The sequence below is a fragment of the Sphaerisporangium flaviroseum genome (assembly GCF_039537005.1).
GTDB lineage: Bacteria > Actinomycetota > Actinomycetes > Streptosporangiales > Streptosporangiaceae > Sphaerisporangium > Sphaerisporangium flaviroseum.
Map to the genome: position 1 here is coordinate 1 of NZ_BAAAZR010000063.1, position 12,586 is coordinate 12,586.

The window sequence follows — 12,586 nt, forward strand, 5'->3', positions numbered from 1 at the left end:
AGTGAGCATGCAGGGTGAGGAGGATTCGGCGCCCTCAACTCAAGAACTGTTGCTTACCCGTCCACCGCCAGGATGAGGAACCGCGACGGCCCCGCGAGCAGGAACGCCACGAAGAACACCAGCCTGCGCCGCATGCGGTGCGCCACGGCGGCCGCGACCAGGCTGCCGACGACGGCCGTCAACCCCATCACGGTGCTGTTCAGACCGACCATGGCGGGGCCGTAGCCGGACTCCTTGGCCCACACAGGCGCGAGCACCTGGCTGAAGGCCGCGTCGAGCAGGTTGGTGACGCCGACCATGACGATCACAGAAAGCAGCAGCGGTTCGCCGCGCAGGAACGCGAAACCCTGGCCGAACCTGCGCCAGTACCCCTCGTGCACCTCCTGCGCCGGCGCGCGGTGCCCCATGCCGCGGGGCAACGCCCACGCCACGACCACCGAGCCGAGCGCGAAGCAGGTGACGCTGATGCCCAGGCTGGCCAGCGGCCCGAGTAGTGCCACCACCGCGCCCCCCGCAGCGGGTCCCACCGTCTGGGCCAGCCGCTCGGTCACGCCCATCAGCCCGGTGGCCCGCTCCAGCGGCACCCGCCCCCGTTCGGCCGCCTCGGGAACCATGATCTCCTTGGCCAGGTCTCCTGGGCCGCGGGCCGCGCCGACCACCGCGACCAGGGCGATCAGCGCGCCCAGCGGCAGCAGGCCCAGCGCGTGCAGGAGGATCACCGCCCCGGCCGCCGCGGCGCTCACCATGTCGCCGACCCAGGAGATCCGGCGCGGCCCGACCCGATCGACCAGCGGCCCGGTCAGCGCCTTGACCAGTACGTACGGGGTCATCTCCGCGAACGCCACCACCCCCATCTGCGCCGTGCTCCCGGTCGTCGTCAGGACGAACCAGGGCAGCGCGATGGCCGACACCCGGGTGCCGGTCAACGACACCGTCATGGCCGCGAGCAGGCCGGCCATCGGACGCAAGGACCGGCGCGCCTCCCTCACGTGCTCTCCGGCATCTCGGGCAGGAGCTGCGTGATCAGCGAGACCCTCGCGGCCCCCTCGGGCGCCGTCTCGCCGGGCAGGTCGCGGCGGTACCGGGAGATGACCTCTTCCAGGTCCTCGCGCAGTCGCTGCCCCTCCTGCGGGGTGAGGCGCAACGCGAAGGAGCTGAGGTCGACCACGCGACGCCACTCTTCTGGCATGGTCTGCAGTTCGTTCAGCGTCCGCTGGGTGCGCAGGCTGTACAGCGCGGCCAAGGACTGCAGGTAGGCCAGCACCGCCTCAGGCTCCCGCTCCACCAGTTCCTCATCGCTGAGATGGGTGATGAGGTGGACCGAGCGCCACCAGCGCTCGCGGGCGTTGCCGCGTTCGGTGTCCTCCTCCACGAATCCGGCGGCGCCGAGCCTGCGCAGGTGGTAGCTGGCCGTGCCCGAATTCACCCCCAGGTGCTCGGCCAGGCGGGTGGCGGTGGATGGGCCGTGTCTGCGCAGCAGGTCGACGAGCTGCACCCGCACCGGGTGGGCCAGTGCCCGCAGGCCTTTGGCGTCAAGGACGACCACGCTCTCACTGGGTTCGGTCATACCTCTAAGGTAAACCGCAAACACTCATTCGCAAACATTCATTCGCGAAGAACTGTTGGCGATTCTCGGATCGATCGATCGTGTCGACGACCCGAGGGGGCTCGTGAATGCACGTGTCGTGCCGCGTATGGCCGACCCAGGAGGAACAGCGGTCACGACCGGTCCCGTTGCTGTTCGCCGAGATGAAAATGCACCTCACGGCCGAACGTGCCGCCCCACGCCCGCGCCGGCGAGGCCAAGGGCCGGCAGATCGGCCGCCCCCTCACGCAGCCGGAAGGCAAGATCGAATACCCTCGGCTGCTCAGAGCGCAGGGCGACTCCCTCGGCGTCATCGCATACCGAAGACTTCGCTGCATCGGCACGCTGGCTGTCGTCGGGGCGGCGAGATGAGCCCGGGCCTGTAGTCCAGCCGTTGGAAGCGGGAGAGGCCGCTCCACCGTGGTGAGCGGTGGCTGCCGTCAGGTGAGAGGACGAGAAAACGTGGACGTGTATGAGGCCGTAGACACTCGCCGGGCGGTGCGGGCGTTCAGCGATAAGCCGGTCCCCACGGAGGTACTCGAACGAGTGCTGGCCGCAGCGACGCGGGCTCCGTCGAGTGGGAACCTCCAGCCCTGGCATGTGTACGTCGTGACCGGCGAGCCTTTGGCCGAACTGAAGAGGCGAGCGACGGCCCGGGCGCTGGCGGGAGACCCGGGTGATGAGCGGGAGTATCCGATGTACCCGGCCGAACTGACCCCGCCGTATCTGGACCGTTTCTCCGCCGCGGCCGCCCAGCGGTACAAGGCGCTGGGGATCGAGCGCGACGACCCGGACAGGCCTAAGAAGATCGCCGCCTTGAACTCGGAGGGGTTCGGGGCGCCTGTCGTGCTGTTCTGCTACCTCGACCAGATGATGGGCCCCGGGCAGTGGGGCGACGCGGGGATGTACCTGCAGACGGTCATGCTGCTGCTGAGGGCGGAAGGGTTGCATAGCTGCCCCCAGGTGATGTGGACGATGTATCGCAAGACTGTCAGCCAGATGGTGGGGGCCGATGATGGGCTCGTGCTGTTCTGCGGTGTATCGGTGGGATTTGAAAAGGAAGGCGTGCCACCGCTGCGCACCGGGCGGGCGGACATGACAGAAACAGTGAGCTTCATCGGAGTGTGACCGCTAAGCGGTCAAGATCCACGGGGCAGCCCTACGAGCTCATCTGAGTTGAGATTCCAACGCTCACTGACGCCGGGGCCGTGGTGCGCGGGGGGCTCCGGGCGTCGCACGTCCAAGGCGTCATCGACCGAGGCGGTCTCCAGATGCCGGACCGTGGCCGGCAACGTGGCCGCCTGCCGGTCATCGCCCAGATCCCGCAGCATGGGCGCCTTGGACGCCACCCCATACCGGGCCAGCGCCGCGAGCTTCACCGCCGGCGTAGAACTGCTTCAGCTCCGCTACCGAGGGCTCCTGCGGGAACGGACCGTACCGGGCGACCTGCTCCTCAGAGAGAAATTCGAAGGGCATGGCCCAGGAACGTAAGCCCCCCAACCAGGCCGAATCCGGCCCGTCTCCGAACCGAAACCAAGATCAAGTTCTTACGCTAATTCCCGCACCCAGCCTTCTCGAAGGCCACTACGTCGCCAACGCCGCCATCCACCACCTCGCCCGCTGGGCACACGACGACGCGCCCCCGCCGCACGCCCCCCGCCTGGACATCCGGCCCGGACCGCCGCCCGCGCTCCGCCGCGACGACCTGGGAAACGCGCTCGGCGGCATCCGCACCCCCCGTGGTGGTGGGGCCGCCTGTCCTGGCGACTGTGGCGGCGCTGATCACCAAGACGGTGTCAGCGGGGGGCGCCGAACCAGCGTGACAGGGCCGCCCGCAGCCCCGCCCGGTCGTGATCTCCAGGGTGAAGGGTTGCGGTGGCCCAGGCCACGTAACAGTCCGGCCGCAGCAGCAACGCGGTGACCGGCGCCGTGTGCCCGGTGCCCCCCGTACCGGCCAGGCGGGCGGCAACGACGTCCACCCGGTCCCGCCAGGCGGACGACTCGGCCGCCGGCCATCCGTCCGCGGTCAGGTCCAGCAGCAGCGGCCGGGCGCCTCTGGTCAGCTCGGCGAGCCGGACGCGGCCGTCGTCGGTGTCCAGCGTCAGGTCGGGGGCCCACCCGCCGATGAGCGCACGGCCGCCACCCGCCGCGTCGCCGGGATCTCCCTCGTCGCCCATCTCGTAGCGAACGTCCGCGCCCATCTCATAGCGAACGTCCGCGCCCGCCATCATGGCCGCGATGTGCCGGACGTTGTCCGGGTGCGCGAGCAACTCGGCGAACAGTTCCCGCAGCGCGGTGACCTCCCCGCCCGGGGCGATCAGCGCCGACTGCACCTTGGTGTGCATGACCACGCGCTCGGCCGCCGGGCGCCGTTCGGCCTCGTAGCCGTCCAGCAACCCGGGCGGCGCCCAGCCCTGGATCTCGGCGGCGAGCTTCCACCCCAGGTTGACCGCGTCCTGCAGGCCCAGGTTCAGGCCTGGCCCGCCGATCGCGCTGTGCACGTGCGCGGCGTCGCCGACCAGCAGCACCCGGCGGTCGCGGAACCGCTCGGCCACGCGCGTGCTCCCACCGGCCAGCCGCCGCAAAAGATGCGGCCCCTCGCCGTCCGGCGGGCCCAGCGGAACGTCCGCGCCGAGCACGCGCCGGACGCTGTCGCGCAGCTCCGCGAGGGTCAGCGCGGGCGCGTCGCCACCGCTGGAATCCGGCTCCCACTCGGTGGTGCTCACCAGCGTCCCGGTGGGGAAGGGCGCGTACACGAACAGGCCGCGCTCGGTGCGGTGGTGCATGAACGGCGGGACGGCGCCGTGGCCGGGCACGTCCAGCCCACCGGTCGCCGGGTCGACCAGTTCGGGCGGCACGCTCACATGGGCGGACCGGGAGACCATGTCGTCACGGGTGACGCCGGGGAAGGCGATACCGGACAGCTTGCGCACCACGCTGCGCCCGCCGTCCGCCCCCACCAGGTAGCAGGCGCGCAGACGATAGAGGCCGGTGGGTCCGGTCACCTCGACGGTGACCCCGTCGCCTTCCTGGGACAGGCCGGTCAGCTCGTGCCCCCGGCGGATCTCCACGCCGAGCTCGGTGGCGCGTTCCTCCAGCACCTGCTCGACACGGCGCTGCGGGACCTGCAGCGCGTACAGCGGATTGTCCGCCTCCTCCAGCAGGCTCAGGTTCAGCAGCAGCGCGCCGAACACGAAGGCCGGCTGCGGCCTGGGCGGCGAGGACCCGCCGCCCAGGCGCTCGAACAGGCCGCGACGATCGAGCATGCGCACCACCTGGCCCACCAGGCCGTTGGCACGGTTCTCGCGGGTGCGACCGGGCAGCCGCTCGATCACCAGCGGCCGCAGGCCGGCCAGGCTCAGCTCGCAGGCCAGCATGAGCCCATTGGGCCCGGCTCCGGCGATGACGACGTCGTTGGACATGGGTCCTCCTTGCGGGACGGGGGGAAGCGTGACGGCACGCCGGGAAATGGCATGACGGAATCGACCGGCGGCCGTGAAGGTCTGGACCGGCCGGCGCACGGTGGCCGGGAACACCGGCCGTTAAGGGTGGTCGGGAAGCCCGGCTCGCCTGATAGGACGGCGAACGGGGCCCCCGGCGGATCAGGGAGACCGGGTGGTCCGAGCGGAGTTGGGGGACCGGACAGGCCCGGGCGGGATCAGGAGAGCGGGCGGACCAGGCGGCGATCGGAGGGCGGACGAGTCACACGGGGACCGGGCGGGGTTCGAGGGGCGGGAAGGCCCGGAGATCGGTGGATAGGGCGTGGAGGGCGGAAGGGGCACACGGGGATCGGGGGCGGGAAGGTCGGAGACCGGTGGACCAGGGGGTTCGGGGGCGGGAAGGTCAGGAGGGCGGGGGAGTGGGGGGCGGGAGGCCTGCGGCGATCTGGCGCAGGGCGTCGCGCAGCAGCGGCATCACCGGGACGGGCGGATCGGCCCGCATCCAGTGGTCGATCACCACCGTGGTGGCGGCCCCGGCCGCGCCCGCCACCAGCCGCGGGTACAGGTCGCGCTCGGGGTCGGTGCCGGTGCGCTCGGCGATCGCCGCCGCCAGCTCGGCCTCGGCCGCCGCCCCGGCCCGCAGGAACTCGCCCTGCACTACGGGCTCGGCGAGCATGAGCCGCAGCCCGGCGACCCACTGCTCGTGGTTCGCGTCGTGCCCGCCGGTCTCCTGGCCGAGGGCGAAGCGGGCCGTCACGGCGTTCGCGATCGCCTCCCACAGCGGCTCGGACGCCGGCCGGGCGCGCAGTTCCGCCGCGATCAGCCGGGCCCGGTCGAGGTGCCGGGAGACGATGGCCTCGGCCTTGCTGGAGAAGTAGTTGTTGAACGTCCGCGGCGAGACCCCGACCTCGGCGGCGATGTCCTCAACCCGCACGTTCTCCAGCCCTCGCTCCACCGAGAGCCTGATCGCCGCCCAGCTCAGCTCGATGCGCGTGCGCTGCTTCTTGCGCTCGCGCAGCCCCGCGCGCTCGTCCTGTCCGTTGTCCACACACCAACCGTAGCGAATATTGCGCGCCCAGAAAAGATGCGCGCTCCGCAAATTTTGGGCGAAAGCTCGATGTACTGCTCCCGGTAGGTGGTCGGCGGCGACGTCACCGACCAGCCCGACGACTGGCTCAGCGCGATCGCCAACGGCTACGGCATCGCCCTGGCCCCCGAGTCCTCCGCCCGTTTCTACGCGCGCCCCGGCGTCACCTACCGGCCCGTCAGCGGCGTCAGCCCCAGTCAGGTCGGCGTCGCCTGGGCACCCGCCGACGACACCAACCCCGTCATCCAGGACTTCGTCCGCTGCTGCCTGGCCGGCAGTGGCGCGTCCACGCCGCCCGTGCCACACTCACTGTTATAGAACTCATTAAAGAGTTATAGAACGATCGGAGCGTGGCATGCGAGACGTGTCGCCCTGGCGTGAGCCGGTCCCGCTGGACGGGGCCATGGGCGAGCCCCGAGCGCGGGGCCGATTCGGCGAGTACGGCGGACGGTACGCGCCGGAGTCCCTGGTGGAGGCGTGCCGCGAGGTGGACGAGGCGTTCCGGGAGGCCTGGGCGGATCCGGGGTTCCGCGGCACGCTGGCGCGGCTGCTCGCCGTGCACGCCGGGCGGCCGACCCCGCTCACACCGGCCCGCCGGCTGTCGGAGGCGCTGGGCGTGCAGCTGTACCTCAAACGCGAGGATCTCACCCACACCGGATCCCACAAGATCAACAACGTGCTGGGCCAGGCCCTGCTGGCCACCCGGATGGGACGGCGCAGGCTGATCGCCGAGACGGGAGCGGGCCAGCACGGGGTGGCCACCGCGACCGCCGCCGCGCTGCTCGGGCTGGAGGCCACGGTGTTCATGGGCGAGCGCGACATCGAGCGGCAGGCACTGAACGTCTTCCGGATGCGCATGCTGGGCGCCGAGGTGATCCCGGTGACCACGGGCAGCCGTACCCTCAAGGACGCGACCAGCGAGGCCATGCGGCACTGGGTGGGCGCGACCGGCGACTCCCACTACTGCATCGGCTCGGTCGTCGGGCCCGATCCGTACCCATGGATGGTCAGGGAGTTCCAGCGGATCATCGGCGACGAGGCCCGCGTGCAGTGCGCCGCCGAGCTGCGGACCGGCGTCCCGGACTACGTGGTCGCCTGCGTCGGCGGCGGCTCCAACGCGGCCGGCACGTTCGCCGGATTCGCCGACACCCCGGCGCGCCTGTTCGGTGTCGAGGCGGAGGGCGGCGCCGGGGTGGCCCGGGGCCGGCTCGGCGTCCTGCACGGCTGCCGCTCGCTGTTCCTGCAGGACGACGACGGGCAGATCACCCAGGCACACTCCATCGCCGCCGGGCTCGACTACCCGGGAGTCGGCCCGGAGCACGCCCACCTGCGCGACCTGGGCCGGGCCCGCTACGTCACGGTGACCGACGCCGAGGCGGTCGCCGCGGCGGTACGGCTGGCGCGTACCGAAGGCATCGTCCCGGCGCTCGAATCGGCGCACGCCCTCGCCTGGGTGATCCGCGCGGCGGGCGGCGGCGAGCTGCCCGCAGGATCGACGGTGATGATGACGTTGTCCGGCCGGGGCGACAAGGACGTCTCAACCCTGAAGGAGCTGCTGTGACCAACTCCACCCTGGCCGCGGGCGCGGTCGAACGCCACCTGCGTGCCCGCCGGGACACCGGCCGCGGCTTGCTCATGCCGTACGTCACCGGGGGGATCACGCCCGGCTGGACCGACTACCTGCGGGCGTTCGCCGCCGCCGGGGCGGACGCGATCGAGGTCGGCCTGCCCTTCTCCGACCCCACCTTGGACGGCGTCACCATCCAGCAGGCCAGCGTCACGGCACTGGCCCTGGGGGCGAGCACCCGCCGGATCCTCGCCGACCTGTCCGGCATGCCGGACCTGGGCGTGCCGCTGGTCGCCAGCACCTACTACAACCTGGTGCTGCACGACGGCCCCGAAGCGTTCTGCGCCGCGCTGCGCCGGGCCGGCGTCGGCGGCCTGATCGTGCCCGACCTGCCGGTGCACGAGGCGGTCGAGCTGACGGACATGGCCGCCGCCGCCGGGATCGAGCTGGTACTGCTGGCGTCGCCGGCGACGCCACAGCCGCGGCTGGCGGAGATCTCGTGCCGCAGCCGCGGATTCGTCTACGCGGTGTCGCTGATGGGCACCACCGGTGAGCGGGCCGCCCTCGCCGTTTCGGCGGCGGAGCTCACCGAGCGGATCAGGCACGTCACCGACCGGCCGGTCTTGCTAGGCTTTGGCATTTCCACCCCGGACCAGGCACGCGAAGCCCGCCGGCACGCCGACGGCGTGGTGGTCGGCGCCGCGGTCATGCGGCGGGTGCTCGACGGGGCCGGGCCGGACGACCTGCGGACCTTCCTCGCGACCCTGCGGCAAGCCCTCGACCAGGAGTGTGACCGACCACGATGACCCCCGACGCCGGGCACGAGGCGAGATACCGCGCCATCGCCGCCGACCTCGCCGCGAAGATCCGGTCAGGACACTACGCCCCCGGTGAGGCCCTGCCGCCGCAACGGGAGCTGAGCGCCTCCTACGGGGTGACCCTCATGACGCTGCGCCAGGCGTTGCGGGAGCTCAGCGACCAGCGGCTGATCGTGCAGCAGCCCGGCAGGGGCACGTTCGTCGCCCCGCCCCACCTGGCCTACCAGCTCGACTCGCTCCGCAGCCTGGTCGACGACCTGCGCAAACAGGGCCACGACGTGCGCACCGCGGTGGCCGGGCGGGCGGTGCGCCGGGCCCCCGCCCGCATCGCCGCGGAGCTGCGGTTGCGTCCCGGCGACACCGCCCTGCGGCTGGAGCGGGTCCGCGAGTTCGCGGGACGTCCCGCCGTACACCAGGTGTCCTGGGTCCGCCGGCCGATGGCCGACCAGATCCGCGACCACGACTTCACCGCCGTCTCCCTCTACACGGCCCTGGCCGACGCGGGAGTGACGGTCGCCCGGGCGTCCGAGGTGGTCCGGCCCGGTTTGCTCGACCCTGCCGTCGCCCGCCACCTCCACGAGCCACAGGGCAGCCCGGTGCTCGTCAGCACCCGCATCACCTACACGCTCGACGCCACGCCGGTGGTGTCCGACCATGCCACCATCCTCGGCAGCATGATGGAGATCCGCACCGAACGCGCCGCCACCGGCCTCTCTCTCACCTGGGGCGCCACCAGCTGAGACCTGTACGGCGGCATGGTCGCAGAGCCACACGCCGTCGACGACCGGTCACCTGCTGGGCTTCATGCGCGTCCGCCACGGCCACGCCGACCCCCAGGATCTGCTGGCGGTCCAAGACCGCTTCGACACCCACTTCGTCGACAGCAACCCTGGCGCCGGACTCGCGCAGCCGCCTGACCGCACCCCACCCTTACCGGCACCTAGCCGCACACACTTCCAGGAGCCGACCATCGACCGTGGCCGGGACCAAGCGGATCGCCATGCCGGATTCGCCCGGCAACCGCTCGGCCCGTTTGGAGTCGTGATCACGCGGCTGGAAAAGGGTTGGACGGTGTGATGCTCGGGCTTGTAGCTTGCAGCTGACTGTGACACCGCCTGAGGAGGTGAGACCCATGAACGCTGTATCGATGTGGGTGCTCCCCCTTACCGTCACGGTCGGGCGATTGACGTAGGTGTCGCCGGGAGCGCCTCGACAACAAGGCACTCCCGAAAGGCAACACCTATGCACTCTCAGCAGGTCACCGCCGAGCCGCCGTCGAACGGGCGTGACTCCACGGTGGGCGACGTCCCCGGAGTTCTCTGGTCGCCGGCCTCCGGCGCCGATCGCGCGCCCCTCATCTTCGATGTGATCATCGCCGGGTGCGGGCCGACCGGTGCGACGCTGGCCGCCGAACTGCGGCTGCACGATGTGCGGGTACTCGTTGTGGAGAAGGAAACCGAGCCCGCGTCGTTCGTCCGCATCGTCGGTCTGCATATTCGCAGTCTGGAGCTGATGGCGATGCGCGGACTGCTGGATCGCATTCTCCAGCATGGAAGACGGCGTCCGGCCGGCGGTTTCTTCGCCGCCATCCCCAAACCCGCGCCCAAGGGCCTGGACTCCGCGTACGCCTATCTGCTGGGCATCCCGCAGCCGGTCATCGAACGTCTGCTCGAGGAACATGCGATCGAACTGGGCGCGCAGGTCCGGCACGGTTGCGCGGTCGCCGGTTTCGAGCAGGACGACGAGGGGGTCACCGTCGAGCTGTCCGACGGGGGACGGCTGCGTGCGCGCTACCTCATCGGCTGTGACGGCGCGCGCAGTACGGTGCGCAAACTGCTCGGCGTCGGCTTCCCCGGCGAGCCCTCACGGACCGACACGCTCATGGGCGAGATGAAAGTGGGCGTACCGCAGGAGGAGATCGCCGCCAAGGTGGCCGAAATCAGCGAGACCCATCAGCGATTCTGGCTCCGGCCCTTCGGCGAAGGGGTCTATAGCGTCCTGGTCCCCGCCGCGGGAGTCAGCGACCGCGCGGAACCGCCCACCCTCGAAGACTTCGAACAGCAGTTGCGCACCATCGCCGGAACCGATTTCGGCGTGCACTCCCCGCGCTGGTTGTCCCGCTTCGGGGATGCCACCCGGCTGGCCGAACGTTATCGCGTCGGGCGGGTGCTCCTGGCCGGCGATGCGGCGCACATCCATCCACCCATCGGCGGTCAGGGCCTCAACCTGGGCGTTCAGGACGCGTTCAACCTCGGCTGGAAACTGGCCGCACAGATCCGCGGCTGGGCGCCGGAAACACTGCTGGACACCTACCAGGCCGAACGTCATCCGGTCGCCGAGGACGTGCTGGACAACACCCGCGCCCAGATGGAACTGACGTCCACCGAACCGGGCCCGCGGGCCGTGCGCAGGCTGCTCACCGAACTGATGGACTTCGAGGAGGTGAACCGCCATCTGATCGAGAAGATCACCGCGATCGGCATCCGCTACGACTTCGGCGAAGGCCCCGACCTGCTCGGCCGCCGCCTGCCCGACATCGACGTGAAACAGGGCCGCCTCTACGGTCTGCTGCATCGCGGCCGCGGTCTGCTGCTGGACCGCACCGAACGCCTGACCGCCGGCGGCTGGTCAGATCGGGTCGATCACCTCGCGGATCCCACGGCGGAGCTGGATGTCCCGTGCGTCCTGCTACGCCCGGATGGCCACGTCGCCTGGATCGGCGACGACCAGCAGGACCTGGACGACCACCTCTCCCGCTGGTTCGGCAAGCCCGCCAACTGATCTCGCCTGAGCAACCGAAAAGGCCCGTGAGGATGATCGGAACGGCCAGTAGCGACCGACCATGGGGGACGGCCGCAAAACGGCGGAAGACACCGCGGGGTGGATCGGCGTAGGCCTCCGGGCGTTCGTCTGACGACCGTTTGACGAACCGTTTGATGAACGCCCGCCAGGTGCGCGTGGGGGATGCCTTCGTGTCCGGTGCGGGGGTTCATCTTCCACGCGCACCACCTTTGATGAACAGAAGGCGGCCCGCTGTTGAGGACCGGACCTCCGCTCTGGTGCTCGCGCAGACCGGCTGAGTGCGGCGCAGGTAGGACCAGGCGACCGCGCCCAGTGCGATGCCGTACGCGGCGAAGGGGCCCAGCCCGAACCAGGTCACCAGCAGGCTTCACCCGAGGTGGGGAAGTCCCCCCGGGAGACGGTCACCACACCTACCGTGCCGAGCGTGGCATAGACCGTTCCGACCACTCCGTAGGGTGCGAGCGTGGCGGCACCGATCAGCGCGGGGGTGAGCGGCAGCCAACGAGGCACCCGCCTGCCGCGCAAGGCGAGCGTCCATCGAGGGAATACCTGCCCCCACGGCCGTACCAGACCGAGGATGAGAAACACTCCGAGCGCGGCCAGCAGCACCGTAGCGTCGATGCCCCAATGTGCCAGGGTGAGCCACACCCCCGAGGCGCCGTTGCGCTCGCTGATCGCCAGCGTCTGTGCTCCGCTGACACCTGCGAAGGTCCCGCCCAGCGCCCACGTCATCTTCATGGCCGCGTACGGCAGGAACGCCACGGCGCCGACATAGGCCAGCACGCGGACGCGCCGTGGAGCAGGTGTGGGCTCCGGCCTGCTCCGTGCGGTGAAGGAGGTGTGCACGGCGCCGCACCGCAGACAGGTGCCGTACACGGACGAACGGTAGGAGCGGGCCGTGGCGATGAGCAGCACCACGCCGACCGCGGCGAGCGCCCGGTTGGCGGTCGCTGTCCAACTGTCGACGGTCTGGTTGAAGACGAGTGTGATCAGGTCCATCAGCAGGCCGAATGCGGCTGCGCCGCTCAATATGCACAGCCCGGCCAACATGACGGGAACGACCGGCCGGGCGATCCACCGGCTCCAAGGCCGTACGGCGGCCAAGGTCGCCATCGCCGCACAGGACGGCCACGGCCACAACGGCCCAGTTGAGGCCGACCGGCAGCGGCTCCGCGGCGCGGTAGAACACCGCGGTTCCGGTCAGTGCGGAGACCAGGCCGAATCCTCCGTACACCGCCGCCCAGCCGAAGGCCGCGTACCCGGTCCACGATGACCGCCGAGGCCACC

Annotated in this window: 11 protein-coding genes and 1 pseudogene; 7 read left to right on the plus strand and 5 right to left on the minus strand. The window is 71.0% G+C overall.

Going from position 1 to position 12,586, the window contains the following annotated elements; all coding sequences use genetic code 11:
- Positions 1 to 53 precede the first annotated feature (53 nt).
- Complete coding sequence (locus ABD810_RS39195; protein ID WP_344953772.1) at positions 54 to 959, minus strand: MFS transporter; 906 nt, start codon at positions 957 to 959, stop codon at positions 54 to 56.
- Between the two features lie 26 nt (positions 960 to 985).
- Positions 986 to 1,567, minus strand: coding sequence for an ArsR/SmtB family transcription factor (locus ABD810_RS39200; RefSeq protein WP_344953060.1), 582 nt, complete (start codon positions 1,565 to 1,567; stop codon positions 986 to 988).
- A gap of 516 nt (positions 1,568 to 2,083) precedes the next feature.
- On the opposite strand from ABD810_RS39200, the gene ABD810_RS39205 reads away from it, so the two are divergent.
- Both ABD810_RS39205 and ABD810_RS41245 read left to right on the plus strand, forming a co-directional pair.
- A complete protein-coding gene (locus tag ABD810_RS39205) occupies positions 2,084 to 2,713 on the plus strand; it encodes a nitroreductase (RefSeq protein ID WP_344953775.1) in 630 nt (209 codons plus the stop codon).
- Between the two features lie 346 nt (positions 2,714 to 3,059).
- Positions 3,060 to 3,311: pseudogene (locus tag ABD810_RS41245) on the plus strand (alpha/beta hydrolase domain-containing protein); the annotation flags it as partial.
- Between the two features lie 70 nt (positions 3,312 to 3,381).
- Here ABD810_RS41245 and ABD810_RS39210 read toward each other — a convergent pair.
- Together ABD810_RS39210 and ABD810_RS39215 are read right to left on the minus strand one after the other, a co-directional pair.
- Positions 3,382 to 5,007, minus strand: coding sequence for an FAD-dependent monooxygenase (locus ABD810_RS39210; RefSeq protein WP_344953063.1), 1,626 nt, complete (start codon positions 5,005 to 5,007; stop codon positions 3,382 to 3,384).
- 421 nt (positions 5,008 to 5,428) lie between these two features.
- Positions 5,429 to 6,073, minus strand: a complete 645-nt coding sequence (locus ABD810_RS39215; protein ID WP_344953064.1) for a TetR/AcrR family transcriptional regulator — start codon at positions 6,071 to 6,073, stop codon at positions 5,429 to 5,431.
- An 87-nt stretch (positions 6,074 to 6,160) separates the two neighbouring features.
- Here ABD810_RS39215 and ABD810_RS39220 point away from each other — a divergent pair, with 87 nt between their 5' ends.
- The 5 genes from ABD810_RS39220 to rox all read left to right on the plus strand — a co-directional run bounded on the left by ABD810_RS39220 (position 6,161) and on the right by rox (position 11,278).
- Positions 6,161 to 6,430, plus strand: coding sequence for a LysR substrate-binding domain-containing protein (locus tag ABD810_RS39220; protein ID WP_344953065.1), 270 nt, complete (start codon positions 6,161 to 6,163; stop codon positions 6,428 to 6,430).
- 37 nt (positions 6,431 to 6,467) lie between these two features.
- A complete protein-coding gene (gene trpB, locus ABD810_RS39225) occupies positions 6,468 to 7,673 on the plus strand; it encodes a tryptophan synthase subunit beta (RefSeq protein WP_344953067.1) in 1,206 nt (401 codons plus the stop codon).
- Positions 7,670 to 8,485, plus strand: a complete 816-nt coding sequence (gene trpA / locus ABD810_RS39230; RefSeq protein WP_344953069.1) for a tryptophan synthase subunit alpha — start codon at positions 7,670 to 7,672, stop codon at positions 8,483 to 8,485. Before trpB ends, trpA begins: the two co-directional genes overlap by 4 nt.
- The gene (locus tag ABD810_RS39235; RefSeq protein WP_344953071.1) at positions 8,482 to 9,237 is read left to right on the plus strand and encodes a GntR family transcriptional regulator; all 756 of its coding nucleotides are present in this window, start codon (positions 8,482 to 8,484) and stop codon (positions 9,235 to 9,237) included. Before trpA ends, ABD810_RS39235 begins: the two co-directional genes overlap by 4 nt.
- A 616-nt stretch (positions 9,238 to 9,853) precedes the next feature.
- The gene (gene rox / locus ABD810_RS39240) at positions 9,854 to 11,278 is read left to right on the plus strand and encodes a rifampin monooxygenase (RefSeq protein WP_344953778.1); all 1,425 of its coding nucleotides are present in this window, start codon (positions 9,854 to 9,856) and stop codon (positions 11,276 to 11,278) included.
- 375 nt (positions 11,279 to 11,653) lie between these two features.
- On the opposite strand, the gene ABD810_RS39245 is transcribed toward rox, so the two are convergent.
- On the minus strand, positions 11,654 to 12,412 hold the full coding sequence (locus ABD810_RS39245; RefSeq protein ID WP_344953073.1) for a hypothetical protein: 759 nt from the start codon (positions 12,410 to 12,412) through the stop codon (positions 11,654 to 11,656).
- Between the last annotated feature and the right edge of the window lie 174 nt (positions 12,413 to 12,586).

Coding starts and splice junctions, on each gene's coding strand:
- ABD810_RS39245 (WP_344953073.1), bottom strand. CDS start 12,412: ATGGCGACCTTGGCCGCCGTACGGCCTTGGAGCCGGTGGATCGCCCGG.
- trpB (WP_344953067.1), top strand. CDS start 6,468: ATGCGAGACGTGTCGCCCTGGCGTGAGCCGGTCCCGCTGGACGGGGCC.
- ABD810_RS39195 (WP_344953772.1), bottom strand. CDS start 959: ATGGCCGGCCTGCTCGCGGCCATGACGGTGTCGTTGACCGGCACCCGG.
- ABD810_RS39200 (WP_344953060.1), bottom strand. CDS start 1,567: ATGACCGAACCCAGTGAGAGCGTGGTCGTCCTTGACGCCAAAGGCCTG.
- ABD810_RS39210 (WP_344953063.1), bottom strand. CDS start 5,007: ATGTCCAACGACGTCGTCATCGCCGGAGCCGGGCCCAATGGGCTCATG.
- ABD810_RS39235 (WP_344953071.1), top strand. CDS start 8,482: ATGACCCCCGACGCCGGGCACGAGGCGAGATACCGCGCCATCGCCGCC.